Genomic DNA, 24,785 nt, shown 5'->3' with positions numbered 1-24,785 from the left:
GGAGTTAATGATGAAGCAATAGTATTGGGTATTATTAATATTACTATTAACAGTTTTAGGAGGAAGTGGCTATATGGTTTTTAAACAACATACAGAAAAAAAGAAAATGATTGCAATTGCTCATAGTGAAGAAGCAAAGAAAATTTATGAATCGTTTATGAAGCAAAGAGATGAGAGGGCATTAACTGATAATGGAATTATAAGAAGATACCAAATTGAAAATAGTAGCATACACGACAATCCGATGGGAGGGATAGTTGTAAAAGTTATTATAAATGATGCTCCTAATCTCTATATTAGTTATAACTTGATAAAAGATGAAGATGAGAAACTACATTATGCGAATCTTGTTGTTTCTTCTGAACTTTCGAATAAACTTGGAGAATCTAAATAATGAAGAACTATATAGAGGATGATAATCTTCAGATTGCAATGGCTGAATATAATAATATTAATTCAGTTGGCGATGAGATTTGGACAAAAAATAATACCTACGTTGGCAAGGTTTCTGACATTTATGATAATAATTCTCATTCTGGCGAACAGATTTATGTTGTGGTTGATGATATAGATATTTCTGCAGAGGATGTTAAAGAGGTGACAGTGCTTTTTCGAGGGTCAAGATCTCCTCAGGAGATTTTCAGTGATCCTGCAGATGTAGCTTTGGATTGGTTAGAAAATGACATCCCCATGGCAAGTAATATTTGGGCAATGAAAGATTTTGGAAATCCCCATAATTTCAGTGCTGTATCGCCACAGCTGACAGCTTCATCAAAACATTTAAAAGAAATTATGAAAAAATACCCAAATGCAGACATAAATCTTGCAGGTCATTCGTTAGGAGGTATGGATGCTCAATATGCTGTTGTAGATATTACAGATAAGAAAGACCTGAAACGGATTAACTCTGTACATATTTATAATAGTCCAGATATATATCTTATTTAGTATACTATAAATAATCAAAAGTATTTTTCATACAATAGAGGGAGACAATAATGAGTACAAAGAAAAGCGTATATATTATTGGGTTGGTTTTAGTAGTAGGTATTGTACTAGGAGGAAATAAATTGAAAGTAAAATATGAATATAATCAGATGGTAGAGATTGTTGAAAGTCGGGAAGTAAAAAATCTTATTGAAGATGATTTAAAATATTTCGATAAAAATGCTCTGTCCAATAAGGGTATAATCAAGGAATATTATATTGACAAAAAATCAATTAAAAAGAATCCAATGGGTGGGCTTATGTTTGACATTTATGTTAATAATAATTTAGCTTATAGGGTGTCTTACACTTTGGTGAACGATTTGCCAGATAAAAAAATTCATATAGGCGAGCGTGGAATTTCAAAGGATTTAAATACACTATTTGAGGAGAAGTAATAATGGTCTATAGTGATTATGAAAGGCGATTAATAGCTGGTGTAGAATATAAAGAATACTACGAGGGTGAAAAGATAATTGTTGGGGAACAAAAAAGAGCAAAAGAAATTGGTACCGTTCGAGAAGTAGTTACTGATGAGAATGGTCAAAAAGCTTATGTTGTTCAAAGTCCTGATAAAAAAGAAGTTTCCGTCATTTATAGAGGGTCAGAAGGTCCAGGAGAAGAAGGCGCCGACGTGGATTGGTTGGAAAATGATATTCCAATGGTGGAGAAAATTATTAGTGGAATAAAGGGGGTTACTCCACAATTAACCTCTTCTGCCAATACACTCAATGCTGTTTTAGATAACGATGCGTATAAAGATGCAGGTATAGTCGTTTATGGCCACTCACTGGGATCCATGGATGCACAATATGCACTAGCTAAAGTTAAAGACCCATCACGTATAAAAGGGGCATACCTTTATCAAGGCCCTAATATCTATGGTACTCTAACAAAAGCAGAACAAGAAAAAGTTGATACTTTAAAATATCGTATTCAAAATTATATTGATGCAAAAGATGTTATACCAATTGGGTATCTGCCTTCTGGAAGCGACCAAGCAGTTGGGATAGTTCACCACGTTGATAGTAAGAACGTCGATTTTAACATTAATCTTGGAGCTGTTATCGGTAATCAACATTTATGGGGTGGTTATCAGTATAATGCTGATGGATCGTTAAAGTTATTAGACACCACTTCCAAAATGGAGTTGGAGTACTCTGAAGCATTGGATATTACAGCAAATGGTATGTATGCTTATAAACAAGTTAAGAAAAACTTTCAAAAATCAGGAAAAGGGCTAAGCTCACATGAAAAAATCTTTCTAGATGCTGAGCAGGCTACTGTTATCTCTAATGGACTAGCCACTACTGCTGAAACTGCTTTAGAGGAGATTGAATCTACTGCAAATGCGGCTGTTAAAGAAGCTGAAGAACTTTGGAATACAACTAAAATCATGCCATTTGGAGTTAGCGAACTCACAGAAGCAGAGTTAGCAGAGGCTTATGAAGCAGGCGGCGTTACCTATGATAGTATTGTGACAAAGACAGAGACCCATTTTAATAAAAAAGTGACAAAAGCAGACAATCTGGTAACGACCTATACCACTTTAAGAAGTGATATTCAATCTGGAATTGAGACAATGCTTGCTAAGGATAGTGAATTAGCCGGAGATTTTAAGAAATGGAAAAGTTAGATGATTTACAGCGAGCTCTGAGGAAAAAACAATTAGAGTTAGAGCAATTAGAAGATGATTATTATAACCATTCTAATAGTATTAGTGAACAATTTTGTGAACTGGATTCTAGACGATCTGAATTAGAGGCATTATTGCAGGAAACCTATGAAGCAACCAATTATAGTTTAAGACAGGACGATGTCATTAATGAAGAATCTTTTCATCTAATGAATCAAATTATAGAATCATTTCAAATAGAATTGGATACAGAGTATGACAATGAACGTCGAAATCTTTTGGATCTCGAAGAAGAAAGAAAACAGACTTATGTCAAAGAGAGATATGCTATAGAACAAACTTTAGAAGAGATACAGAAAGAAAAACGTCAACTTTAATATTATAACTAGAAGGAGTTTAAGAGTGGGAGTAGTAGGAGATTTTGTTATAGGAAAAAAAGATTTAAAAGATGTTAAAAAAGAACTTGATAAAATGTTAGTGACCAATGTCCATGCACCTCGTAAAAAAAGTAGACGAAGAAGCATTGTTTCAAAATACAATGAGGAAATTGATACAAAAGCTAGTACTGCAAAAGCCAGTATCACAGCAATATCAGGACAGTTAGATACAGCTATAAAGGGACAATTTAGAACAAAGATAGAGACAGTCCTTGATAACAATAGTAAAAAGTATGACGATATTTAAAATCGCAACAAACCCATTTCAAGACACACGAAAAGCCCTATTTCTAGGGCTTTTTTCTGTTGAGTTAGATGCCCCCTACAGCCGATTTTGCGTTAAAATAAGTAAAAATATAAAACATAAATGGCGTTAAATCAAGGTTTTTCCATATAGTCGGGTGTATGAAAATAATTGTTTTTGAACAAATTTTGAACAAATATTGAGAATGAAAAAAATCTTCCTACAATTAAGTAAGAAGATTTTTTATGTGGCTTGTAAGAAATCGTTATACTCAGATCCTAGAACTTCTCAATTAGAAAAACTCCATCAACATATTTTAACGTATAGTATCTTGTAAATGAGTCAGTAGTACTTGGTCTACCATCAGTATAATTTGTTGTCGTTGTATAATTCAATGTAAATGTTATGGTATCTTTTGTGTACTGAAGGTCTGTTATACTGTCAGTTGTGGAATCATATGATTTTATTCCGTCCACTGCTGATTGATTAAGAATATAATCTACTGTTTCGAGATAATAACTATTATCCTTAGAAGTAAAACTATCAGCAATATAATCTTTTCTCTCTACCAGTGATTTATTGACATCCTTTCGATACTTTTCAATAGTATCAATAGCATAAGCCATCATATAATCTTTTTCAGTAGCTGTTGGAATGTCTTGCTCAGAACTAGCTGATAAATCTCTATAATAGGTCTGACCTGACGAGCCATTATTATCGTCATCGTCGAACAATACTATGCATTCAGGCTCTTTGCTACCAGAACTAGCTAATCTAAAGGATAACAAATACGATTTACCAACATTTGATTTATTAACTAGGTATGCTGTGGCTATACTACCATCTGGAACTGTTTCTCGGATATCAGTAATGTATTGTACCTCATTAACACTTCCATCTGAAGCTATTATGAATTTAGCGCCATCACTAGCAAACCAAGTTCCTTGAATGCTGGAAAAATTCCCACGTTTCATTTCAGAAATATTCATTCCTTGTTCTGAAACGAGTTCTGTTATATTCTCTGTAGATGAAGTAGTTGTTGTAGTTTCCTTAGTAGTCGAGGTAGTTGTTGTAGAACTTGTTTCACTTGCTTTTGTAGCTAATTGATTTGTTACTGTGGTCGCAACTGGTTCATTACTACTTTTTAGAATATAATAACCAATAATCATCACACTAAAGAGGACGATTGTTCCAGCTAGTACACTTAGCACCCAAAGAGAACCCTTTTTCATAAATTATACCTTTCTTCGCTTACCAACAAAACCAAGGCCTAATAATAAACTAACTCCCATAATTCCAAACAGTGAACTCTCATCTCCTGTCTTTGGTAGATTAGCTTGATAGCTTGTTTTACCTGCCTGATGGCGACTAACAATATTTTGGGTTATTTTCGCTGTAATAGCTTTGTTGTATACGGATTGGTTAGTTTGAGAAGAAACGTTTTTATTATTAACGACCTGACTAGTTCCGACCTCAGCCTCAGCTTTGTCCTGCTCAGCTTTCAAGCCCAAGATACGGATATACTCAGCATTCTTAGCATTCGCATCAGCCTTCAAGGTTTCAAGGAGTTCCTTAGCAGTTTCAAGCTCTGCACGAAGAACACTAGACTTAGCAGTAGCATCAGCGAGCTTAGTATTCAAATCAGCCAATACAGTTTCTTTATTCGCCAATTTATTTGCAAGGTCGCTAGCCTTAGCACTAGCAGTATCAAACACTGTCTGAGCAGTCGCCTGTTTAGACTTAGCATCAGCAAGAGCCATAGTAGCAACTTCCTTAGCCTTAGTAAGTACCTCTAAAGTTTCTTTTTCTTTAGATAATACCCCTTGAGCTACCTTATTGGCAGTTTTTGCATCAGCGAGTTCAGACTTAGCAATTTCCAAAGCCTTAGCACGGTCTGCTGCACTAGCCTTAGCCAAAGCAAGTGTTTCTTTAACAGTCTGAAGAGATGCTTGGTCTTTCACAAGTTGAGTTTCAGCATCTTTTACAGCCTGCTCAAGAGATGGAATATCTACTGTACCATTCTGTAGATCTGCAAGTTGTTTCTGAGCTGTCTCGAATTTAGTTTGAGCATCATTATAAGCAGTTTCTTTTTCTGCTACTGTATCCTTAGCTACTTGATTAGCTTTTACAGCTTCATCATAGGCTTTTTGTGCTTCATCAACTTTAGCTTGGTCAATAACTGTACGTGTTTTAGTTTCGTAGATAGGAGTTACAGTAGTCTCAGCATCAACCAAATCTAAATAAGGATTATCGATAGCACTACCATCAGCATTTCCTAATACAACATAAGATGAAGGAGCTTTCTGAACCATTCCATTGGATAAATCAGTAAACTCAAAACCAAGACCTACCGTACTAGCACTACCCCTAAGACCCAAGACCTCCAAAGCTAACTCAAAGTTCTCAGACCTAACACCATCGACACCACCATAGGCTTCTCCAACACTTCCTCGACCTTTAATAGTATATAGCTGTTCACCTACAATAGCCAAGACTTTACCCTTAAGCTCAGCCATTGTCTGCATACGACCATCAAAATTAGCATAATTTCCATAATGAGCAGGTAACTGACCAATAATAGTATTAGATGAAGAATCTAAGCCTTTAACGACATTAGATACATCCTCCATACCAGTGCCATCAAAATCCTCCTGCGTAGTTGACCAAAAACCACTAGCAGAACGCTGACTATCCCCCATACCACTATAAGCAGGGAATACCCCACTAAAGATACTAGAAATAACCTTCTTAGCCTCGGCAACACTTTCATCAGTAACGGTTAACAAGTTTGTCCCAACCTTAGAACGAACATCATTCACCAAAGCAGTATAGAACAACGCCAAATCCGTCAACTGAGCATCTGTCAGAGCACTCGGAGACAACTTAGTAACTGAATCCGTATTAGAAAAAGTGTACCCCATCATTTCCATCCAAGCTTCGTAACCTGAATTACCTGGAGAAGATAAGAGATCTAAAGAGTTACCGAACTCATCACCTTTCTTAATAGCGTCCTTGACAGCCTGAACAGAACCAGTACCATTCGCAAGAGCCTTAATAGCGTCAATATACTCTTGATTAATAAATAGTCCGTTATTTCCATCACTAGAAACAGCAGTTCCTGCTTTCAAACTAGCCCCACTAGATGTTACAGTTGTAGTCTCACCAACCTTGACTGTCTCAGTAATAGTTGTCCCCTTCTTAGCTTCGTCAAGAGTAGACTTAGCAGAATCCTCAGTTGCTTGAGGACCTTTTTGAGCATTTATAGCATCAGAGTAATCTTTTGCAGTATCATCAACAACTTTTTCAGCATCAGCTACAACAACTTTCTGGTCTTCGATAGCTTGTTCTTTATTTGTTTCAGCCAATTTAGCTGCATCAAGAGCATCCTTCGCCGACTGTACATTAGTCGCATCTTCTGCTACTTTTGTAGTTAAATTATCAAAATCTTGCTCTAATTTAGCCGTATCAGTAGCAGTTGAAAGCCCTTCAACTTTTTTCTCAGCATCCGCAACTGCACTAGCAGTCTTATTAGCCTCAGCCTGAGCATCAGAAACTACACCCCCTTGAGCTTCTACTTTAGAAGAAGCATCAGCCAAACTAGCCTCAGCACTTGTTACAGTTTCATTAGCAGTTGCCAAGTTACTCTCAGCACTAGTCGCATCAGCCTCAGCTTCCTCAACAACCTCAAGTGTAACCGTATTAACCTCTTCGATTTGTTTATTCAAATCAGTAACCGTAGCATCATTCGTAACAACTGCATTCTCAGCGTTAGTTACAACACTCTCTTGAGTAGTTACAGCCTGATTAGCCTCAGTAGCGACAACCTTAGCACTAGCAACATCAGCATCTGTAACCTTAGGAGTCTCAACCAAGATAGGTTCACTAACCCCCTCACTAGCTTCAGCAGTTACAACAGTACTTGCATCGGTAGCAGTAACCTCATCAGCACTAACTACCCCACTAACACCTGCAACAGACAGAGCCAACACCGATACAACAGCACCAGTACGCAACTTCTTAATAGTACCATGACCCTTAATTTCGTTCTTAAACATAATATGTTTCTCCTTTTGATTGACTATCTTAAAAGACTGTTCCATCGGTATTTTATCACATTTTTAAGTCTTTTGTATACTATTTTTTTAAAAAATTCAGTCTTTTATAGGTGATAACACTCATGGAATAACCTTGTATGATAGTAGAGAGGTATTGCCATGACTAACAATAATAGCTTAAAAGAATTTGTTGCTAAGCAAATCAGACATTTAAGACTAGAAAAAGGACTAACACAAGAGTATCTAGCAGAAAAAGCTAATCTTGGATTTAACTATATATATCGCTTAGAGAGCAAGCAGTTAAATGTTAAAATAGATACTATAGGGAAGATTATGCAGGCATTAGAAGTGGATGCCAATACCTTTTTCAATGTCGAAACTCAAAATCGAGAAAATGAGTTTAATCAACTTATCAATGATATTGAAAATATTCCACTAGAAAAAAGAGAGCCTACCATTAAAGCCCTCAGAGATATTATAAAGCAGATAGATTGAGCCAAGTTTAACGTGACTTGGTTTTTTTGTACGCTCTAATCTAAGTAGTTGTCAAAGCCATTTCGCTCTTGAACTGACCTAATGAAATTTTCTACATTATCCCAATCCTCCCAATCCTCCCAATCCTGAACAATTCGGAACAAAGGTAAACGCTCAGCTACTTGAGAAAATATAGTAATAGTATCTTCCGATTCAAAAATTTTTTCGGTTAGAGGGAGATAGTCAAGCACCTTCGTTAATAGTTGCTCATTTTGTAACAACATAGGTAGAGCATAATGACGATTCTCTGATTTCTTCATCTTCTCCAATATCTTAGGAAATTCTTTGTTTTCAATTCGATGCTCAATAATATTCGTAATCTTATTCATAATTTCTTTATCATTGTTTTGAATACCTTCGTAAATTTTTTCTGAGAGCTCTCGAAATTCCTTAACACTCATAATTGAATCGAAGGTTTGAGTAGTAATTTTAGCACTACCGTACAAAACATCCTGAATCGTCGATTCAGATAAATGAACTTTTTGGGCAATAAAAGATTCTCTTTTACCTTTATCAAATTTTAAACCCTTTTCCTTTGCAGTCTTTAAAAATTGTTTATACTCTGGTAATTCTGTCACAAAATTTAAAATTACCGTTGCAAGCAATAACATTTCTTCTCTGTTTTTATCCTTTGATTTCATCATATTGTCCTCTTTCTATCTTATTATACAAATTATACAAAAATTCCAAAAATTTAGGGAGTTTTTACACATAGCCAAAAAACACTATAAAATCAAGCTTTTAGAAGTCTATCATTTTTATTTTTTTTCTTATAAGCAAATATGAGAAGATAGGATTGTGAGATATCGATATCAATCACAAAAATCTTTTTACCCTCTGTGGTTAGAATATGAGGTCCAATATGGAAATTAAACAACTAAGCATGACGGGGCGCTTAATTGGCGCCAATCAAGTCAAAGATTTTAAAACAGGGCTTGACACTGGTCAAACCCAATTAACTATCGGTGTACGAACTCCAGATGGTCGATTCAATCAAACAAATATCAAAGCTGATACGGTTAATGTCTCTGACTTTGCTTCTTTGTTCGATGAGAAGGTAGAAATCATTATCGAAAATGTTTCTATCAACGCTTACATCAATGGGAATCGTGCTGCGCTTTCAATAAAAGCTAAGTCTGCTTTTATTGAGTTGGTTTAATGGATAGGGGGAATATTTCCCCTTATCCTTAGAAAGGAATTTTTATGACAATTGTGTCTTGGTTCATTATCCTATTTGCTGGATTTCTTTATCTTGCTCTTAGAATTAGCGAGATTAAAGAAAAACAGAAACAGGCTCAAATACTTCAGTTAAACTTCCCAACAATCACAGCAGATATTGAGCAAGTAATTGAAGAAAGTGCCACTGTTTCAGGTCAAAAACTTCTTTTTGATAGTCGCTACATTCGATTCTTGCAAAGTAGCAATGACAATCGTTCTCACCTTGTTAGTTTTCCTATCATGTTACCAAAGAAACCTGATATCAATGAAGAAAGCTATATCCAACAAGTTTTTTTGACACAGTTTAGCAAATACCTAGCTGAATCTACAACCTATGACAGATGGTCAAATAAAGGACAGAGTCTGTATGTTACACCACAATTTAGAAAACTGCTAAGATATAACAATCAGTATTATCTCAATTTGGAAATTCAGTTTTCCTATAGTTCTAATTAGGAGTATTAACAGATGAAATGTTTTCTTGATAAAAATCTCTTTGATGACGGAAATCACTTCTTCTGGGATATACCAGTTGAGCATGTCCCTCACGCTCTTTTGGTAGGTTCCAGCGGGTCTGGGAAGACCTATGCAACTAAAGTCTTTTTGGCACGGTTTGCTTATACATACCCAGAAGCTACGTTCCTAATTGGCGACTACAAAGCCGATACTGATTTTGCCTTTTTAGATGGATGTAAGGGATTTAAACGATTTGAAGAAGTCTCCGAACTCCTTACGTTAGCTTTATCCATTCTTGAAAATCGTCAAAAAGGAATCGATAAATCCAGAGAATTTGTAGTGGTCTGCTTCGATGAGTTCAATGCGTGGCAAAATAGCCTCGATAAAAAAGAACGTGAACAAGCCATTAAAGACTATACTCGGCTTATCCAGCTAGGACGTTCCTTTTCAATTTATGTCATTATTTCCCAGCAAGATGCCCATAAAGCAAGTTTGGGGTTGTCACGTGATTCCATTGGTACAGTGATTGCACTTGGTAAATTGTCTAAAGAAACGGTCTCAATGCTCTTCTCTGATGAAAAAGATGATATTGTGCGAAACAATCCTAGAGGTGTCGGTTACATGAAGATAGATGGGCAAAATATTCGCCACATACTTGTGCCAAGTCTCAATATGCCTCCTTTAGAAAATCTGATTCGGGAAGCTGTTCAACGTTCAGACGGCTATTTCCTTGATGAAGAGGCTGTTGCCCCGTAGCCCCAAAGCGAAGGATCAGGCTTACAGCCTCGCCAGCTTTAGCTGGCTGACGTGGGTACTGTAATAACCCACGTTCCATTATCTTCTAAATTCTTTGCTTTGTACATTCCTCTTTAGGGAAAGAACCCTTCCCTACCCCAAAAGACTGTCAAATCAAGACTTTCTTACTGAGTAAAACTTAGGGTGCTTATCCACTGAAATAGTGGAATAATAAAAGCATAGGAATTTTGCTACTCAGTACAATAGTTAGCTAAAACAAAACACACCGCCCAGCTAACTATCACTTTTTAGGCGGATAGAAGGATGTAAATTATGTTTTGTAAAAACGAAATTGAAGAGTATCTCCAAAAAAACAATAATCGTAAACCTGTCATCATGACCAGTATTGATGAGGCTACATTCGTCATCAAACCTACTGAAGAAACTGTCGGGGAATACCCTGATAATTGGCATCAAATTGCAACATCAATTGCAGAAACAGTTTCTGAGAAACTATCCCTGTCTCTTCTCTTTGGAGACTATATTCCACTGAAAACAGCACCAATGGGTTATACAGATGGATTTACCTTTCAGAATCTCCCTCATTACTTTGCGATTGCTTGGCATGAGACCAATTTTACAATGGGCATTATCATTAAGTTCTCTGCATCAGCTTTGTCTCATTATAAAGCTTCTTATCAAGAGTATTATAATGAAGCGATTGACGTTCATCAAATAGCTCAATTGCTAAACGAAGATTATTGGGAGCTTCGTTTATCAAGAATTGATTTAGCGATTGATTATTTCAATTATGATATGTCTGTCAACGACCTCTATCAAGGTTTGAAAGGCAAACGATATATCATTACCAATCACAAGGGACGTAAGAACGTATCTAAAATCAGTGCTCAAGAGGTGAATGGTCAAGCACAGACCGTCTATATTGGTAGTAAAAAGAAGAACGTCAATGCTTTGTTACGTATTTACAATAAATACCTAGAGCAACTTGATAATCAAGGTCGCTATATGCACTTAACAAGGTATTGCGATTCATGGGTTCGTATGGAAGCCTCTTACAAAAGAGATTACAGCAACCAAATACTAGCTTTACTTCTTGAAATTGATAACCCTCAAGATTTGAGCAAGCTCATTGTCAATAAAGTAATTGATAAGTATTGTTTCCACAATACAAAGTCTGGTCAACCGTTGCCATTCACTAGTGACTTGCTTAAAGGGTTTGGTAACTTCCCAGAGCTTGAATCTTTAAACTCTCGAAACAATGACCTTTTATCAACCATTTCTTATTTGATGAAAGGTAGTGGGTTCTTTCCTCTTCTAAAGAAAATTGAAGAGATATGGGGAACACAAGCCCGTAATCACTTTATCATTAGGCTAATTCAAGAGTATGAGACCAACTACACTCCCAACCAAGATGTTGGGTTGTGGTTAAAAAAATTCAGTAAGGAACTCGAGAAACTCAGCTTTGAAGATTTTTTTGAAGATGCCTTCCAAATTTTTTACCAACAAAACAACATCACTCCTAAACGTCCCGCCAAGAACTCAAAGAGTGATGTTGCTGATTAGAAGAAATAGGAAGTAGCTTACCCCTACTTCTGTTTCTCATTATCTCATAATGGAAAAGGAAAATCTACTTATGATGAGAGAGATAAAAATTGATTTAAAAAATATTACCGTTACCCTACCAGAGGACTGTTGTATTGTACACCAATCTGAATATGATGAACTTGTCAACCAATGTAGTATTGGCAGATATTTAAGTCTCACAGACGTTCTAGAAATGTTATCAGTTTCTCGTCCTTGGCTCCTCGAAAACGTGCTCTATAAGCCAGCTATTCGCAAAGAAATTGATATTGATCAAAACCCAGAAGGGTTTGTCAAATACCCACACAATCAAGGGGGACGATACTTTTTCTTGGCTAGTAAAACTAAAGATTATTTTGAAAAACATTTCAAGGATATTCTTAGTTAAAATCTGAATAAATGTGATATGATAATCTTGGAAGAACCTTGATTATCGCTTTTAGAAAGAGGTAATCATGTCAATATCATTAAATCAAAGAGGTAAGAAAAAAGAGTGGAGTTATAGGGTATTTGATAAAAAAGGGAAATTAATTGCTACTGCTAGTGGTTTTAGAACCAAGAAAGAGGCGGAATTAGAAGCTCTTGGAATCGAATTAAAGTCCCTATCTGGAGCGAAGATGAATTCCTATTCAAGTTTGTTTTCGCTTTGGGAAGATTGGTTTGAATTAAATGTCAAACCGCTTGCTAAAAGTGACGCAACCTTATATAAACATAAAAAACGCGGTGACTACATTTATCAATTTTTTGGTGATACTCCAGCTACACAAATTAAATTTAGTCAGTACCAAAGAGTGTTAAATGAATATGCTGAAAAGGTCACAAAAGACACAGTACGTCGTTTCAATGCAGAAGTCAGAAAAGTTATTCAATTTGCTCAACGTGATAAAATTGAAATAACCGACTTTACCGAAGGCGCTATTATTTCAGGAAAAAAGAAAGAAAAAGCAGACTTTGAAAAGCACATCGATAATATTGCAGATGTCAAAAAAATATTAGCTTATTTTGAATCTGAATTTGATTATCGAAAGTCCGTTATTCCTTACTATTTATATTTGTCATTTCAAACAGGTATGCGTTTTGGTGAACTACTTGGTATAACGTGGGACTGTATCGACTGGAAAAACAGTGTTATTCATACCTATAGGCGCTATGATTCTACAAGTTATCAGTGGAGACCACCAAAGACAGCAACATCAGTACGAGCTGTTCCAGTTAATGACAAAGTAATGCAAGTACTGAAGAGAATCAAGCAAGAGCAAAAACTTGTAGATGAAAAATATCACATTAAGAAATCAGATGATTTTGTTTTTTATGATAAGCTCTATGGTGTCCCAACCAATAATGCGGTCAACAAATATCTAAGGAACAGTTTAGTAAAAAATAACATTCAGCCAACAAATTTATCAGTTACAGGTATTCGACATACTTATGCCAGCTTCTTATTAGCTCATAATGTAGATATTTGGGTTGTCGCTAATGTTATGGGACATAAAGATATAAAACAAGTAACTGAGACGTATGGGCATCTTTTGAAAGAAAAGAAAGATAAAGGACACGAACTCATCAGGGACTTGTTAAAATAAGTTACTATTCTTTGAACAAATTTTGAACAAAAACAAAAAAAGCCTTATAAAACAAGGCTTTTCGGGCATAAAAGATGCCCCCTACAGGGCTCGAACCTGTGACCCATGGATTAAGAGTCCACTGCTCTACCAACTGAGCTAAGGAGGCATAAAAGAAAAAGCTGTATTGGTACCGGTGATCCACGGCTTGTATTGAACCCGCGCAATAAAGCAGGTGGGTGACTCGTTCTTGACTTTAGCTGCTTCCGCGTGTAAACGGCCTGCATGCTGTCAAGAATCTTTCGTCTCCCGAAAATACAAAGAATTAGTCGGTCAACACTTAGATGTGAATTCGTATACCACAGCAATGTTTTTCTATGCTTTTATGATACCACTTTATTTTTAAATTTCAAGGGAAAATCATCATTTTTTTGAAATCGTTTTCTATTGTTATTTAGATAGCTTGTCAATACGCTCTTTGTTAGCTCCTAGGGCACGTTCGTATTTTCCAGTTTCGTTGGCATCAAAATAATTGGCATTTTTGAGCTTGTCTGGTAGGTATTGTTGCTTAACCCATTTCTCTGGGTAGGCATGAGGATACTTATAATCTTGGGCATTTCCCAGTTCTTTACTACCAGCGTAGTGGCCGTCTCGAAGATGTCTTGGGATAGGTAAATTCCCAGATGTGCGAAGGTCAGCTAGGGCAGCATCCATAGCCATATAAGCCGAATTAGACTTGGGTGAAAGAGCTAAGTCAACAACCACGTTAGCAATCAAGATTCTCGCTTCGGGGAAACCAATCCGCTGTGCAGCTTCTAAAGCTGTCACGGTGTGGATTTGAGCTTCAGGATTAGCCAAACCAATATCTTCATAAGCAATCACCGTCAAACGGCGCGCCAAACTCGGCAAATCCCCCGCTTCAACCAGACGAGCCGCATAATGGAGACTGGCGTTGACATCGGAGCCACGGATAGACTTTTGCAGGGCAGACAGCACGTCATAGTGGCCATCCCCGTCCTTATCCATGGTAATATAGCTGCGCTGCAAACTATTTTCAACCGTATCTAGGGTGATGTGACGACTCCCGTCAGCTTCTTCCTGTGTCGACATGACAGCCAGGTCTAGGGAATTGTAGGCAGAGCGTAGATCTCCGTTAGTAGCTGTAGCGATAAAGTCCAAGGCTGCGCTATCCAAATGCACGTCGAAAGCGAAACCTCGCTCCTTGTCAGAGATAGCTGTTTGGATGGCTGACTTGATGTCATCATTGTCCAAGGGTTCCAGCTCAAAAATCTGAACACGGGAGCGAATGGCGGGTGTAACTGAGAAGAAAGGGTTCTCCGTTGTGGCACCAATCATGATGATGTTGCCATTTTCCAAAAGGGGCAGGAGGAAATCTTGCTTGGTTTTATCAAGGCGATGAATCTCATCCAGAAGTAGGACGAGACCACCAGAAAACTTGGCTTCCTCGGCGATTTCTTGCAGGCGTTTTTTAGTATCGACCGTGGCATTAAAAGTCCGAAAAGCATACTGAGTTGTACCAGCGATAGCACTCGCAATAGAGGTTTTTCCGATTCCTGGAGGTCCGTAGAGAATCATGGAAGACAGCATGTTAGCCTCCACCATACGACGGATGATTTTTCCCTCACCAACTAAATGCTCTTGTCCAATCACTTCTGAAATATTGCGCGGCCGCATGCGTAGGGCTAAATTATCAGGCATCAAACTCCTCCAAATCATAGGTAAACATCAAGTCATCCACATAGTCACCATTGATGAGAAAAGTTTCTTTGAGGCGGGCTTCTTGGGTAAATCCTAGTTCCTCATAGAATTGCACGGCTTGATGATTAGTGCTGAGGACATGGATGATGACCCTACGATAGTTGTCGGCTAGCGCTTCTTTGAAGAAGTAGTCAATCAAAGCCTTCCCCACGCCTTCGCGACGTTCATCAGGGTCAACAGCGATGCCAAAGGTAACGATGTGTTTACCAGAGTCGAAAGGATAAAAATCATGGAAGTCCAGAACACCTAGAACAAGACCATCATCGTCTTCGGCGATTAAGTATTTGGTGTTTTGCTCATACTTTTCGATGACTTTATTAGCATCTGAAATCGGTAGAGGTGCAGGGGTTGTTTCAGCAGTCCAGACTTTATTTTCAATAGACACGATATCCTCAACATCATCCAGTGTCATGTAGCGAATCTTCATTTTTTGTCCTTTCCTTCGGTTAAATTATGTTAGAATTATTATACTATAAATAATGAGACGAGAAGTGATTTTAATATCCTTCTTGAGTGAGGAAAGACATGGCTAAGTTTGGATTTTTATCGGTTTTAGAGGAAGAATTGGAAAAGCATTTGGACGTGGATTTTGCCATTGACTGGGACAAAAAAAATCACGCTGTTGAGGTGGTGGTGGTTTTAGAAGCGCAAAACCAATCAGAGGTTGAAGTCATTGATGATGCGGCAGAAGTGTCCAAAGAAGACATCGTTTTTGAAGACTTTGTCCTCTTTTACAATCCAGCCAAAAGCAAGTTTGATCCAGAAGACTATCTGGTAGCCATTCCTTATGAGCCTAAAAAAGGTCTGTCGCGTGAATTTCTAGCCTATTTTGCTAAAGCCTTGAATGAGGTGACAACAGAAGGCCTCAGTGACCTCATGGACTTCCTCCAAGACGATACCATCCCAGAATTCGCCCTCGAATGGGATCAAGAAGCCTTTGAAAAAGGCAGAGCAGACTTGGAAGAAAAAGAATGGCATGGATATCCGAGGTATTAGGATGGATACGATTTTACATCAATCATTTGATTTTTCTGGGGCAAAGATTGCTTTGTTAAAAGACGACCAGATTTTGTCTATTTTGCGTGATGATATTCCGACTATCCCTTTTCCAAATACTTGGGATTTACCAGGTGGCGGTCGTGAGGGTGAAGAAACACCTTTTGACTGTGTGCAACGGGAAGTATTTGAAGAATTAGGCATTACCATTTCCAAGGACAGTATTAGTTGGGCAAAGGTCTATCCAGGCATGGTTGACCCAAGTAAAGATTCTGTCTTTATGGTAGGAGAGATTTCTCAAGACCAGATTGACCAGATTGTCTTTGGTGACGAAGGACAAGGCTGGAAGATGATGCCGATTACCGATTTCCTTGATGACGACCAAGTTTATGGGAGTTTGAAAGAACGGTTGAGGGATTGGATGGAGCTAACTGATGAGAAAGGTTAGATTTGCTGACAGTGAAGATATGGTATCTCTTGCTAAACTTTACCAAAGCCAAGGTTGGGAAAGTTTTACAGAGGAAAGGATTGTCCATTTACTAGAATCTTCCCATTATATACTGATAGAAGAAAACGGAGTGATTATAGCATTTTTACGTTATCTGACAGATGATGTTCTAACTACTTTTATTGCTGAAATTTTAGTGGACAAAGCGTTTCGTAGTCAAGGTTTAGGTCGGTTATTAGTTGAGGAGATTATGAATTTACATCCTAAAACTAGGTTAGAACTCATTTCTGAAGCAGATGATTTTTATGACCATCTTGGATTTCGAAATGTAGGAAAAGGTTATAGATTTCCTTAAACGAAGATAGGGACACTAAAAAGCATGGAAATTTCAGTTAGTCTGTCTAACTGACCCTGCCTTAAACAAATGAAATATAAAGGAATGTTTGGTTTAATAGTTAAACTGAACACGGGTTAAATCCTCGGAACTTTCTTTAACTAAATTGAATGAAAGGAAACTTCAGTTAGCGTGTCTAACTGAACCCGCCCGAAACACTGTGTCAAAAAGATAAAGTTCTCCTAGATACAAGTATCGTCGGAGTCTTTCCTATTTTGACTTTGTGTTTTACGGGCTTGGTATCTTATATGTGGAATGAATTAACGATTACTATTCACCGTGAAGCTGAGGAGGCGGTGTCTAACCTCCTTATTGAAACGGGGAGTCAGGGGGTTGCGATTAGCGATTCGGCTGACTATATTGGTCAGGAGGACCGCTTCGGCGAGCTTTATCCTGAGGTGGAGCAGTCGGATATGATTGCGATTACGGCTTATTATCCTGACACCATGGATATGGCTGAGGTGACCAAAGACCTTCAAGCTGGTCTTGATAGACTAGCTGAATCTGGTGTGACACTTGGCGATTACTCGCTGGATTCAAAAGAATTAGCCGAAGAAAACTGGGCTGACAACTGGAAAAAATACTACGAGCCTGCTCGTATCACCCATGATTTGACCATTGTGCCGTCATGGACGGACTATGAAGCTAGCTCTGGTGAGAAGGTCATTAAGCTGGATCCGGGTATGGCTTTTGGGACGGGAACGCACCCAACAACTAAAATGAGTCTCTTTGCCTTGGAGCAAGTGCTTCGTGGCGGCGAGACGGTGCTGGACGTTGGGACAGGTTCTGGTGTGCTCTCTATCGCGAGCTCCCTTCTTGGCGCTAAGGAGATTTTCGCCTACGATTTGGATGATGTGGCGGTGCGTGTGGCTCAGGAAAATATCGACATGAACCCGAATATGGAAAACATTCATGTGGCAGCGGGAGACCTTTTGAAGGGCGTGGCCATCGAGGCAGATGTCATTGTTGCCAACATCTTAGCGGATATTCTCATTCACTTGACGGATGATGCCTATCGATTGGTTAAGGATGAGGGCTATCTCATCATGTCTGGTATTATCGCTGACAAGTGGGATATGGTTCGCGAAAGTGCTGAGGAAGCTGGCTTCTTCCTTGAGACTCATATGATTCAAGGTGAGTGGAATGCTTGTATTTTCAAGAAAACCGATGATATTTCCGGTGTGATTGGAGGCTAAATGCAGCAGTATTTTATAAAAGGAGCGCCTGAAAATCCTGTTACCATCACTGACAAAGATACCATCAAGCACATGTTTAACGTCATGCGCTTGACAGAGGATGACGAGGTTGTTTTGGTCTTTGATGACGGTATCAAGCGTTTGGCCAAGGTTTTGGATGCTTCGGAACATTCGTTTGAGCTGGTCGAGGAATGGCTTGATGATGTGGAATTACCAGTCCATGTCACCATAGCTTCCGGTTTTCCCAAGGGAGATAAGCTTGATTTGGTTACCCAAAAAGCGACGGAACTGGGAGCAAGTGACATCTGGGCATTTCCAGCTGACTGGTCCGTGGTCAAATGGGACGGCAAAAAATTAGCTAAAAAAGAAGAAAAGTTAGCTAAAATCGCCTTGGGTGCTGCCGAGCAATCCAAACGCAATCGTGTGCCAGAAGTTAAGCTTTTTGAGAAAAAAGCTGACTTTCTAGAGCATTTAGTTGACTTTGATAAGATTTTCATCGCCTATGAAGAATCTGCTAAAGAAGGCGAAATGGCTGTCTTGGCGCGTGAGTTAAAGGATATCCAAAAGGGAGCTAAGATTCTCTTTGTCTTTGGCCCTGAAGGTGGTATCTCCCCCAAAGAAGTTGAGGCTTTGGAGGCTGCAGGTGCTCTTAAATGTGGCCTTGGTCCCCGAATCATGCGGACTGAGACGGCACCGCTGTATGCCCTGTCAGCAGTCAGTTTTGCGACAGAGTTGTGGCAATCATAGGATAGGAGAGGGAGAACAGAAGCTCCCTCTCTTTTATTATGCTTTATGACAGAATGACTTGACCCGATAATGCTAGGTGTTAAAACCTTTATATCTCGGCTGACAGACAGGACAGATACTTTTTAAACCTAGGTTTAGAGGGCATTTCAAAGCCAATTTTTTGACTCCTTAGATTTTTTAGCATCTGTTGAAAATCTTAAAATATATGCAATTTTTATTTCCAAAGGTTGACAAGAATATTTGAAAACGCTATCCTAAAATCAATACGATTTTCAGAAAACAGAGAGTTTCAAAAGAAGGAGGTTTTGATGGTTACCATAAAAGATGTTGCCAAACTTGCAGGTGTCTCGCCTTCTACAGCCTCGAGAGCGCTTCATGATAATCCTATGATTAGCCCAGCCACTAGAGAACGTGTTCGTCAGGCAATGACTGAGTTAAACTATTCGCCAAATTTTTCAGCACAGAATCTGGTTAAGCAACGCTCTAATACAGTTGCCATTGTTTTACCAGTTAGAGAAAGTCCACAGATACTTGGAAACAATCCTTTCTTTATGCAGATTATTCAAGGGATTACAGGCGTTTGTAGTCAAAAAGGGTTTATGGTTAGTTTAGCAACCGGAAAAACAGAAGCTGACTTACTGTCTAGTGTTCAGGTTTTAATGCAGAGTGGGCGAGTGGATAAGTTCATTTTTCTCTATGCCAAAAAGGCTGATCCTGTCTATCAAGCAGTTAGGGAAAATGATGGCACATCATGCATTATAGTTGGGCATGATGAAGCGAAGTCTCACGATAAGACTTACTTCGTTGATACAGATAATGTCAAGGCTGGCTATGATGCGACGGAATTCCTTTTCCAAAGGGGATATCAAAAACCAGTTTTTATTTCTACGAATTTGAGTGAGACGGTTCAGGAGTCCCGGTTTACAGGCTATCAAAGGGTGATGGCAAAGCAGGACTTGCCGGGATTTGAAGTTAACTTAAGAGGGGACGATGGTGATGGTGGGCGGCTTGAAGCTTTTTTAGAAGATTCGGCTGATACAGATGCTTTTGTTTGTTGTGATGATATGACAGCTATCTACCTCATTCGTCTTTTGAAGGAGCTGGAACGAGCGTCGTCATTTGGTTTTATCAGCTTTAATAATTCTCTTCTAGCAGAATTAGAGTCCCCAGCTTTGACTTCTGTAGATATTTTTCCCTATGACTTGGGAGAAGCTGCTGCTAATTTGCTCTTTGTCGACTCTAACTTGTCTGAATCTGATCGCCACATTATCATTCCTCATCGCATCATTGAACGCTTATCAACGGAAAAAAACTAGAAGTCAGGCGGCATTCCTGGCTTTTTTGATTGTCTGGGTTAAAGATTTTAGATTTTCTTAAAAATTTTGTGAAACCGCTTTACAATTTTTAAAAAGGTGTTATAATAAGTTTACAAGTAGCGCAAACGTTTGCGTAAAACAACTAAAAGACATTTTGTCTGGAAATCGTGAGGAGACGTCACATGAAAGAAAAACTACAACAGTTTTTTAGTTTCGAGTTTTGGCAAAAATTCGGAAAATGTTTAATGGTGGTTATTGCCGTTATGCCAGCTGCAGGACTGATGGTTAGTATCGGGAATTCGATTCCTTTGATAAACCCTGATTCCCCTTTGTTGGCTAACGTTGGGAATGTTGTTGCTCAAATTGGTTGGGCAGTTATTGGAAACCTTCATTTGCTCTTTGCCTTGGCTATCGGTGGTAGCTGGGCTAAGGAACGTGCGGGCGGTGCTTTTGCGGCTGGTTTATCATTCATCTTGATTAACCGCATCACTGGTGGTATTTATGGTGTTTCAAGCGATATGCTGGCAGATTCTAAGGCAACGTTGACCAGTTTCTTAGGCACTAAGATGGTGGTTGCTGACTACTTTACCAGTGTTTTGGAATATCCCGCTCTTAATATGGGGGTATTCGTTGGTATTATTGCTGGTTTTGTTGGTGCGACAGCTTTCAACAAGTACTATAACTACCGCAAACTGCCAGATGCTTTGACTTTCTTTAACGGGAAACGCTTCGTGCCTTTCGTGGTTATCCTGCGCTCTGCTGTTGTAGCAATCATCTTGGCGCTCTTCTGGCCAGTGATCCAATCAGGAATCAATGGATTCGGTAAATGGATTGCTTCATCACAAGACACAGCTCCAGTCCTAGCACCATTCTTATATGGTACTTTGGAACGCTTACTCTTGCCGTTCGGTCTTCACCACATGTTGACCATCCCTATGAACTACACCTCACTCGGGGGTACTTATGATATCTTGACAGGCTCAAGCGCTGGCAGTCAAGTGTTTGGTCAAGACCCGCTCTGGTTGGCATGGGTAACTGACTTGGTAAACCTTAAAGGTGCTGGTGATACAGCTGCTTACAATGATTTGTTTAACGCCGTGACACCTGCCCGCTTCAAAGTTGGGCAAATGATTGGGGCAACAGGTATCTTGATGGGATTGACACTTGCTATGTATCGCAATGTTGACCCTGATAAAAAATCAAAATACAAAGCCATGTTTATCTCTGCAGCAGCAGCTGTTTTCCTAACAGGTGTTACAGAACCTCTTGAGTACATGTTTATGTTTGCTGCAATGCCACTTTACGTGGTTTACGCTCTCCTTCAAGGGGCAGCCTTTGCTATGGCAGATATTGTCAACCTTCGTGTTCACTCATTTGGTAATATTGAGCTCTTGACTCGTACACCAATGGCGATTAAAGCTGGTTTGGGAATGGACCTGATCAACTTTGTTTGGGTATCGCTGCTCTTTGCAGTTATCATGTATTTTGTAGCAGATGTCATGATTAAGAAAATGAATTTGGCAACTGCTGGTCGCAATGGTAACTATGATGCTGATATGCTCAACGACTCTCCAGAAGCTACAGACAATGGTGCAGTTGCTGATGCGAATTCACAAATTGTTCAAATCATTAACCTTCTTGGCGGTAAAGCTAATATCGCAGATGTGGATGCTTGCATGACCCGTCTTCGTGTCAGTGTCAATAATACCGAAAAAGTTGGTTCTGAAAATGCTTGGAAGCAAGCTGGTGCTATGGGCTTGATTGTTAAAGGTAATGGTGTTCAAGCGGTTTATGGACCAAAAGCGGATATCTTGAAGTCTGACATTCAAGACTTACTCGATTCAGGTGCCGAAATTCCAACGGTTGCTGTCAAAGAAGCTGATGCTACAGCTGCTAGTCATAGCAATTTTAAAGGTATTGAGGAAGTTATCGTTAGCGTGGCTGATGGTCAAGTTTTAGACATTTCAAAAGTTGCAGATCCTGTTTTTGCAGAGAAAATGATGGGTGATGGCTTCGCTGTTGAACCTGTAAATGGTAATATCTATTCACCAGTTTCAGGTATCGTTACGAGTGTCTTTCCAACCAAACACGCTGTTGGACTTCTTACAGATAATGGTCTAGAAGTTTTGGTACACGTTGGTCTTGACACGGTAGCGCTCAATGGTGCGCCATTCTCAGCCAAGGTGACAGATGGTCAATGCGTGACTACAGGAGACCTCTTGCTGGTTGCTGATTTAGAAGCCATTCGTTCAGCTGGTCGCGAAGTAACGACAGTTGTTGTCTTTACCAATACTGCTGAAATTGAATCTGTTCACTTAGATAAAACAGGGCAACAATCTGCTAAAGAAGTGGTTGCACACGTTAAACTATAAGTGTTACAATACTGTCATTAGAAGAGAATCTGAGTTTAGGACTCGGATTCTTTCGTTTATCGACTAATGACCCACTGAAAATCAACAGCAGGTGAAGCAGGTTGACCAAGGCATAAGTGACCTTAAGCAAGAAAAGTCATTCATCAGGTTTTGATTTTCTATGAGTAGTAACTGACTTTTTGTGGATAACTTGTGTATTAGTCAAGATGTGGTAGAAAGGATTGTTCAATGAAATTACTAACGCTAAACACGCACTCATGGATGGAAGAGGAGATGGCGACCAAGTGTGAGGATTTGGTGGCAAGGGTTTTAGAGGAAGATTATGATGTGATTGCTCTTCAGGAAATCAATCAGTTGATGACGAGTGAGGAAGCTGATCAAGTGTTCAATCATGTGCCTTTGTCGGTGAATCCGCCTATTCATGAGGACAACTATGCGCTTAGACTGGTAGAAGCCTTGCAGGAAAAGGGGAAAACTTACTACTGGGCCTGGGCATATAATCATATTGGCTATGAGCGCTTCCATGAGGGAGTGGCAATCTTATCTAAAACACCGATTGAGGTTGTGGATATCTTGGCATCTCAAGCTGTGGATCCAGGAGATCACCACACTCGCCGTGCACTTTTAGCCCGTACAAGTGTGGAGGGGCAAGCTCTATCACTGGTTAGTTTGCATTTGTCATGGTGGGAAAAAGGTTTTGAAATTGAGTGGCCACGCTTGGCGCAAGCTCTGGAGTCGGAGGACAATCCTTTGGTTTTGCTGGGCGACTTTAATAATCCTACGGGAAATCAAGGTTATCAAGAAGTTATCAACAGTCGTTTAAATTTGGTGGATAGCCATGCAATCGCTGATGAGATTTCAGGAAATCACACCATTCTTGCAGATATTGATGGCTGGGAAGGCAATGATTTGGCACTCAAAGTTGACCATGCCTTTGTGGATAAATCATTTAAGGTCAACTCATCAAAAATTGTTTTTGACGGTGATCATAGCCCGGTAGTTAGCGATCATTTTGGATTGGAAATTGAGATAGTATAAGAAAAGTCCTGACAGGAAATCAGGACTTTTTGAGGTCTGTAAGAATGAGTGTTTTTGCATCTTCAAGTGATAGGTCTTTTGTTAGCCTTGTCTCAGGGATTTCTGTCAGGTAGTCTTTGTCAACCCACCATCTTTTAAGAGCATCTTGGCCAAATTCCTTAGCTTTCTCACGACCAGAATGTCGTTTGATGGTTTCATCAAAGGGGAGATCGTAGTAGTAGGCATAGATATGTTCTATGCTATAGAGTTCTAATATTTTTTGCCAGACAGGTTGGTACCAATCGGATCGCAAGATACCTTCTAAAATCACTGTTTGACAGTTGTCATAGCCATATTCAAGGAGATTTAACAGAATTGGGATAGTTGGTGTGTCAAAGCCATCATGAGCATGTAGCATGGTTCGTCGTAACAAATCCTGCGATAGCAACAGGGTATTTTCACCCATTTCTTCTTGAAGAGCGTAGGCTAGACTGGTTTTTCCTGACGCCGCATTGCCTCGGATAATGATTATTGCGGGCATAGTAGCTTACTTTCTGTAAAAATGACCAAACTGATCTTCGATTTCTTGATAGACAGTTCTCGGATTTTTTCCTGATGTATTAAGAGTGATGTTTATCAGTGGATAACCCATTTTGAGGTTCGCTTTGGTAGCATTACGTTGTAAGGTGCTCATTTTAGCAAGGTAAGCTTCTTGATCTTTAACACTGACGCTAATGAAAGTCTGATTGAGCATATGGCGAAGTTGGACATTTTCAATATCTTCCCAGGGAACAAAACCAAGAGCCAGAGCGGAAGAATGATCTGTCATTCCTTGCTCATCAACAATTAGGAGGGAATGGCTGGTGAAAATTCTCTTGAAAAGAATGATAAAGCCCTATCCAAAGAAGATAATCGAAAAGAGTCCTATTAAGATGGCAACAATATCGGATGAGAATAAAAAGAGAAGTCCGAAGATGACAAATATAAGTGCTCCAAGAGCATAGACCATATTTCCGAGTTTTTTACTTGGGATGACAATTGGTTCAATCATAGC

The 24,785-nt window shown here is 39.0% G+C and carries 29 protein-coding genes, 1 tRNA gene and 1 other RNA gene; 21 read left to right on the top strand and 10 right to left on the bottom strand.

The genetic code is table 11. The features are described 5' to 3' along the window. The first annotated feature begins 73 nt into the window (after nucleotides 1-73). Genes C0J00_RS09935 through C0J00_RS09910 form a run of 6 tightly spaced genes read left to right on the top strand, consistent with a single transcriptional unit; the run spans nucleotide 74 to nucleotide 3,307 of the window. A complete protein-coding gene (locus tag C0J00_RS09935; RefSeq protein ID WP_407697172.1) occupies nucleotides 74-394 on the top strand; it encodes a DUF1310 family protein in 321 nt (106 codons plus the stop codon). Beyond that, nucleotides 394-948 carry a lipase family protein gene (locus C0J00_RS09930; protein WP_233995847.1) on the top strand — a complete coding sequence of 185 codons (555 nt, stop codon included), beginning with the start codon at nucleotides 394-396 and terminating at the stop codon, nucleotides 946-948. The genes C0J00_RS09935 and C0J00_RS09930 overlap by 1 nt, the downstream gene beginning before the upstream one ends. A 50-nt stretch (nucleotides 949-998) precedes the next feature. Then, nucleotides 999-1,385, top strand: a complete 387-nt coding sequence (locus tag C0J00_RS09925; RefSeq protein ID WP_104968699.1) for a DUF1310 family protein — start codon at nucleotides 999-1,001, stop codon at nucleotides 1,383-1,385. 2 nt (nucleotides 1,386-1,387) lie between these two features. Further along, a complete protein-coding gene (locus C0J00_RS09920; protein ID WP_104968698.1) occupies nucleotides 1,388-2,623 on the top strand; it encodes an alpha/beta hydrolase family protein in 1,236 nt (411 codons plus the stop codon). Continuing rightward, complete coding sequence (locus C0J00_RS09915; RefSeq protein ID WP_104968697.1) at nucleotides 2,611-3,000, top strand: hypothetical protein; 390 nt, start codon at nucleotides 2,611-2,613, stop codon at nucleotides 2,998-3,000. Before C0J00_RS09920 ends, C0J00_RS09915 begins: the two co-directional genes overlap by 13 nt. A 25-nt stretch (nucleotides 3,001-3,025) precedes the next feature. After that, entirely contained in the window at nucleotides 3,026-3,307 is a 282-nt protein-coding gene (locus tag C0J00_RS09910) for a hypothetical protein (protein WP_104968696.1), read from the top strand. Nucleotides 3,308-3,582: 275 nt separating this feature from the next. Here C0J00_RS09910 and C0J00_RS09905 read toward each other — a convergent pair whose 3' ends face one another. Together C0J00_RS09905 and C0J00_RS09900 are read right to left on the bottom strand one after the other, a co-directional pair. Beyond that, nucleotides 3,583-4,536 carry a DUF6287 domain-containing protein gene (locus C0J00_RS09905; RefSeq protein WP_104968695.1) on the bottom strand — a complete coding sequence of 318 codons (954 nt, stop codon included), beginning with the start codon at nucleotides 4,534-4,536 and terminating at the stop codon, nucleotides 3,583-3,585. Between the two features lie 3 nt (nucleotides 4,537-4,539). Then, on the bottom strand, nucleotides 4,540-7,359 hold the full coding sequence (locus tag C0J00_RS09900; RefSeq protein WP_158667332.1) for an SEC10/PgrA surface exclusion domain-containing protein: 2,820 nt from the start codon (nucleotides 7,357-7,359) through the stop codon (nucleotides 4,540-4,542). A 159-nt stretch (nucleotides 7,360-7,518) separates the two neighbouring features. Here C0J00_RS09900 and C0J00_RS09895 point away from each other — a divergent pair, with 159 nt between their 5' ends. Continuing rightward, entirely contained in the window at nucleotides 7,519-7,854 is a 336-nt protein-coding gene (locus tag C0J00_RS09895) for a helix-turn-helix domain-containing protein (protein ID WP_104968693.1), read from the top strand. Between the two features lie 35 nt (nucleotides 7,855-7,889). On the opposite strand, the gene C0J00_RS09890 is transcribed toward C0J00_RS09895, so the two are convergent. Beyond that, nucleotides 7,890-8,537, bottom strand: coding sequence for an epsilon-antitoxin (locus C0J00_RS09890; RefSeq protein ID WP_233995846.1), 648 nt, complete (start codon nucleotides 8,535-8,537; stop codon nucleotides 7,890-7,892). Between the two features lie 218 nt (nucleotides 8,538-8,755). Between C0J00_RS09890 and C0J00_RS09885 the strand changes: the two genes are divergently transcribed. The 6 genes from C0J00_RS09885 (at nucleotide 8,756) to C0J00_RS09860 (ending at nucleotide 13,487) form a co-directional block, all read left to right on the top strand. After that, the gene (locus C0J00_RS09885) at nucleotides 8,756-9,052 is read left to right on the top strand and encodes a hypothetical protein (RefSeq protein WP_104968692.1); all 297 of its coding nucleotides are present in this window, start codon (nucleotides 8,756-8,758) and stop codon (nucleotides 9,050-9,052) included. Nucleotides 9,053-9,096: 44 nt separating this feature from the next. Then, nucleotides 9,097-9,567, top strand: a complete 471-nt coding sequence (locus C0J00_RS09880; RefSeq protein ID WP_104968691.1) for an RNA-binding protein — start codon at nucleotides 9,097-9,099, stop codon at nucleotides 9,565-9,567. Nucleotides 9,568-9,579: 12 nt separating this feature from the next. Beyond that, nucleotides 9,580-10,323, top strand: a complete 744-nt coding sequence (locus C0J00_RS09875) for a P-loop NTPase family protein (protein WP_104968690.1) — start codon at nucleotides 9,580-9,582, stop codon at nucleotides 10,321-10,323. A gap of 312 nt (nucleotides 10,324-10,635) precedes the next feature. Continuing rightward, nucleotides 10,636-11,886: a replication initiation factor domain-containing protein gene (locus C0J00_RS09870; protein WP_104968689.1), complete on the top strand. Its 1,251-nt coding sequence runs from the start codon at nucleotides 10,636-10,638 to the stop codon at nucleotides 11,884-11,886. Nucleotides 11,887-11,959: 73 nt separating this feature from the next. After that, a complete protein-coding gene (locus C0J00_RS09865; protein ID WP_104968881.1) occupies nucleotides 11,960-12,292 on the top strand; it encodes a DUF771 domain-containing protein in 333 nt (110 codons plus the stop codon). Nucleotides 12,293-12,359: 67 nt separating this feature from the next. Continuing rightward, nucleotides 12,360-13,487 carry a site-specific integrase gene (locus C0J00_RS09860; RefSeq protein WP_104968688.1) on the top strand — a complete coding sequence of 376 codons (1,128 nt, stop codon included), beginning with the start codon at nucleotides 12,360-12,362 and terminating at the stop codon, nucleotides 13,485-13,487. Nucleotides 13,488-13,562: 75 nt separating this feature from the next. On the opposite strand, the gene C0J00_RS09855 is transcribed toward C0J00_RS09860, so the two are convergent. The 4 genes from C0J00_RS09855 to C0J00_RS09840 form a co-directional block, all read right to left on the bottom strand. Beyond that, a tRNA-Lys gene (locus tag C0J00_RS09855) sits at nucleotides 13,563-13,635 on the bottom strand. Between the two features lie 6 nt (nucleotides 13,636-13,641). After that, a non-coding RNA gene (ssrS, locus tag C0J00_RS09850) (6S RNA) lies at nucleotides 13,642-13,837 on the bottom strand. Nucleotides 13,838-13,916: 79 nt separating this feature from the next. Next, on the bottom strand, nucleotides 13,917-15,185 hold the full coding sequence (locus C0J00_RS09845; protein WP_104968687.1) for a replication-associated recombination protein A: 1,269 nt from the start codon (nucleotides 15,183-15,185) through the stop codon (nucleotides 13,917-13,919). Further along, nucleotides 15,178-15,672 carry a GNAT family N-acetyltransferase gene (locus C0J00_RS09840; RefSeq protein ID WP_104968686.1) on the bottom strand — a complete coding sequence of 165 codons (495 nt, stop codon included), beginning with the start codon at nucleotides 15,670-15,672 and terminating at the stop codon, nucleotides 15,178-15,180. The genes C0J00_RS09845 and C0J00_RS09840 overlap by 8 nt, the downstream gene beginning before the upstream one ends. A gap of 98 nt (nucleotides 15,673-15,770) precedes the next feature. Between C0J00_RS09840 and C0J00_RS09835 the strand changes: the two genes are divergently transcribed. From C0J00_RS09835 to C0J00_RS09800, 8 genes are all read left to right on the top strand, one after another. After that, nucleotides 15,771-16,241, top strand: coding sequence for a DUF3013 family protein (locus C0J00_RS09835; RefSeq protein WP_104968685.1), 471 nt, complete (start codon nucleotides 15,771-15,773; stop codon nucleotides 16,239-16,241). Nucleotide 16,242: 1 nt separating this feature from the next. After that, complete coding sequence (locus C0J00_RS09830) at nucleotides 16,243-16,689, top strand: NUDIX hydrolase (RefSeq protein WP_104968684.1); 447 nt, start codon at nucleotides 16,243-16,245, stop codon at nucleotides 16,687-16,689. After that, nucleotides 16,676-17,044, top strand: a complete 369-nt coding sequence (locus C0J00_RS09825) for a GNAT family N-acetyltransferase (protein ID WP_104968683.1) — start codon at nucleotides 16,676-16,678, stop codon at nucleotides 17,042-17,044. The genes C0J00_RS09830 and C0J00_RS09825 overlap by 14 nt, the downstream gene beginning before the upstream one ends. Before the next feature lie 287 nt (nucleotides 17,045-17,331). Next, complete coding sequence (gene prmA, locus C0J00_RS09820; RefSeq protein ID WP_104968682.1) at nucleotides 17,332-18,279, top strand: 50S ribosomal protein L11 methyltransferase; 948 nt, start codon at nucleotides 17,332-17,334, stop codon at nucleotides 18,277-18,279. Then, nucleotides 18,280-19,026 (top strand): 16S rRNA (uracil(1498)-N(3))-methyltransferase, encoded by a 747-nt coding sequence (locus C0J00_RS09815; RefSeq protein ID WP_104968681.1) that lies wholly within the window; start codon nucleotides 18,280-18,282, stop codon nucleotides 19,024-19,026. It abuts the gene before it with no gap. 308 nt (nucleotides 19,027-19,334) lie between these two features. After that, nucleotides 19,335-20,342, top strand: coding sequence for a LacI family DNA-binding transcriptional regulator (locus C0J00_RS09810; protein ID WP_104968680.1), 1,008 nt, complete (start codon nucleotides 19,335-19,337; stop codon nucleotides 20,340-20,342). Nucleotides 20,343-20,524: 182 nt separating this feature from the next. Next, nucleotides 20,525-22,714, top strand: coding sequence for a PTS transporter subunit IIBC (locus C0J00_RS09805; RefSeq protein ID WP_104968679.1), 2,190 nt, complete (start codon nucleotides 20,525-20,527; stop codon nucleotides 22,712-22,714). A gap of 228 nt (nucleotides 22,715-22,942) precedes the next feature. Next, nucleotides 22,943-23,752 (top strand): endonuclease/exonuclease/phosphatase family protein, encoded by an 810-nt coding sequence (locus tag C0J00_RS09800; RefSeq protein WP_104968678.1) that lies wholly within the window; start codon nucleotides 22,943-22,945, stop codon nucleotides 23,750-23,752. A gap of 19 nt (nucleotides 23,753-23,771) precedes the next feature. Here C0J00_RS09800 and C0J00_RS09795 read toward each other — a convergent pair whose 3' ends face one another. From C0J00_RS09795 to C0J00_RS10595, 3 genes are read right to left on the bottom strand one after another with little or no spacing between them, the layout of a single operon-like run. Beyond that, entirely contained in the window at nucleotides 23,772-24,272 is a 501-nt protein-coding gene (locus C0J00_RS09795; RefSeq protein WP_104968677.1) for a zeta toxin family protein, read from the bottom strand. A gap of 6 nt (nucleotides 24,273-24,278) precedes the next feature. Further along, a complete protein-coding gene (locus C0J00_RS10600) occupies nucleotides 24,279-24,617 on the bottom strand; it encodes an STM3941 family protein (protein ID WP_324761716.1) in 339 nt (112 codons plus the stop codon). Nucleotides 24,618-24,626: 9 nt separating this feature from the next. Further along, nucleotides 24,627-24,782, bottom strand: a complete 156-nt coding sequence (locus C0J00_RS10595) for a hypothetical protein (protein WP_233995844.1) — start codon at nucleotides 24,780-24,782, stop codon at nucleotides 24,627-24,629. Nucleotides 24,783-24,785: the final 3 nt, after the last annotated feature.

This window comes from Streptococcus pluranimalium, from assembly GCF_002953735.1.
In the GTDB taxonomy this organism is placed as follows: Bacteria; Bacillota; Bacilli; order Lactobacillales; family Streptococcaceae; genus Streptococcus; species Streptococcus pluranimalium.
This window is presented reverse-complemented; position numbering and strand designations above follow the sequence as displayed.

Bases quoted from the DNA above. Each gene is read 5' to 3' on its own strand.
- C0J00_RS09935 (WP_407697172.1), top strand. From the start codon at position 74: ATGGTTTTTAAACAACATACAGAAAAAAAGAAAATGATTGCAATTGCT.
- C0J00_RS09930 (WP_233995847.1), top strand. From the start codon at position 394: ATGAAGAACTATATAGAGGATGATAATCTTCAGATTGCAATGGCTGAA.
- C0J00_RS09925 (WP_104968699.1), top strand. From the start codon at position 999: ATGAGTACAAAGAAAAGCGTATATATTATTGGGTTGGTTTTAGTAGTA.
- C0J00_RS09920 (WP_104968698.1), top strand. From the start codon at position 1,388: ATGGTCTATAGTGATTATGAAAGGCGATTAATAGCTGGTGTAGAATAT.
- C0J00_RS09915 (WP_104968697.1), top strand. From the start codon at position 2,611: ATGGAAAAGTTAGATGATTTACAGCGAGCTCTGAGGAAAAAACAATTA.
- C0J00_RS09905 (WP_104968695.1), bottom strand. From the start codon at position 4,536: ATGAAAAAGGGTTCTCTTTGGGTGCTAAGTGTACTAGCTGGAACAATC.
- C0J00_RS09900 (WP_158667332.1), bottom strand. From the start codon at position 7,359: ATGTTTAAGAACGAAATTAAGGGTCATGGTACTATTAAGAAGTTGCGT.
- C0J00_RS09895 (WP_104968693.1), top strand. From the start codon at position 7,519: ATGACTAACAATAATAGCTTAAAAGAATTTGTTGCTAAGCAAATCAGA.
- C0J00_RS09890 (WP_233995846.1), bottom strand. From the start codon at position 8,537: ATGATGAAATCAAAGGATAAAAACAGAGAAGAAATGTTATTGCTTGCA.
- C0J00_RS09885 (WP_104968692.1), top strand. From the start codon at position 8,756: ATGGAAATTAAACAACTAAGCATGACGGGGCGCTTAATTGGCGCCAAT.
- C0J00_RS09880 (WP_104968691.1), top strand. From the start codon at position 9,097: ATGACAATTGTGTCTTGGTTCATTATCCTATTTGCTGGATTTCTTTAT.
- C0J00_RS09875 (WP_104968690.1), top strand. From the start codon at position 9,580: ATGAAATGTTTTCTTGATAAAAATCTCTTTGATGACGGAAATCACTTC.
- C0J00_RS09870 (WP_104968689.1), top strand. From the start codon at position 10,636: ATGTTTTGTAAAAACGAAATTGAAGAGTATCTCCAAAAAAACAATAAT.
- C0J00_RS09865 (WP_104968881.1), top strand. From the start codon at position 11,960: ATGAGAGAGATAAAAATTGATTTAAAAAATATTACCGTTACCCTACCA.
- C0J00_RS09860 (WP_104968688.1), top strand. From the start codon at position 12,360: ATGTCAATATCATTAAATCAAAGAGGTAAGAAAAAAGAGTGGAGTTAT.
- C0J00_RS09845 (WP_104968687.1), bottom strand. From the start codon at position 15,185: ATGCCTGATAATTTAGCCCTACGCATGCGGCCGCGCAATATTTCAGAA.
- C0J00_RS09840 (WP_104968686.1), bottom strand. From the start codon at position 15,672: ATGAAGATTCGCTACATGACACTGGATGATGTTGAGGATATCGTGTCT.
- C0J00_RS09835 (WP_104968685.1), top strand. From the start codon at position 15,771: ATGGCTAAGTTTGGATTTTTATCGGTTTTAGAGGAAGAATTGGAAAAG.
- C0J00_RS09830 (WP_104968684.1), top strand. From the start codon at position 16,243: ATGGATACGATTTTACATCAATCATTTGATTTTTCTGGGGCAAAGATT.
- C0J00_RS09825 (WP_104968683.1), top strand. From the start codon at position 16,676: ATGAGAAAGGTTAGATTTGCTGACAGTGAAGATATGGTATCTCTTGCT.
- prmA (WP_104968682.1), top strand. From the start codon at position 17,332: ATGTGGAATGAATTAACGATTACTATTCACCGTGAAGCTGAGGAGGCG.
- C0J00_RS09815 (WP_104968681.1), top strand. From the start codon at position 18,280: ATGCAGCAGTATTTTATAAAAGGAGCGCCTGAAAATCCTGTTACCATC.
- C0J00_RS09810 (WP_104968680.1), top strand. From the start codon at position 19,335: ATGGTTACCATAAAAGATGTTGCCAAACTTGCAGGTGTCTCGCCTTCT.
- C0J00_RS09805 (WP_104968679.1), top strand. From the start codon at position 20,525: ATGAAAGAAAAACTACAACAGTTTTTTAGTTTCGAGTTTTGGCAAAAA.
- C0J00_RS09800 (WP_104968678.1), top strand. From the start codon at position 22,943: ATGAAATTACTAACGCTAAACACGCACTCATGGATGGAAGAGGAGATG.
- C0J00_RS09795 (WP_104968677.1), bottom strand. From the start codon at position 24,272: ATGCCCGCAATAATCATTATCCGAGGCAATGCGGCGTCAGGAAAAACC.
- C0J00_RS10595 (WP_233995844.1), bottom strand. From the start codon at position 24,782: ATGATTGAACCAATTGTCATCCCAAGTAAAAAACTCGGAAATATGGTC.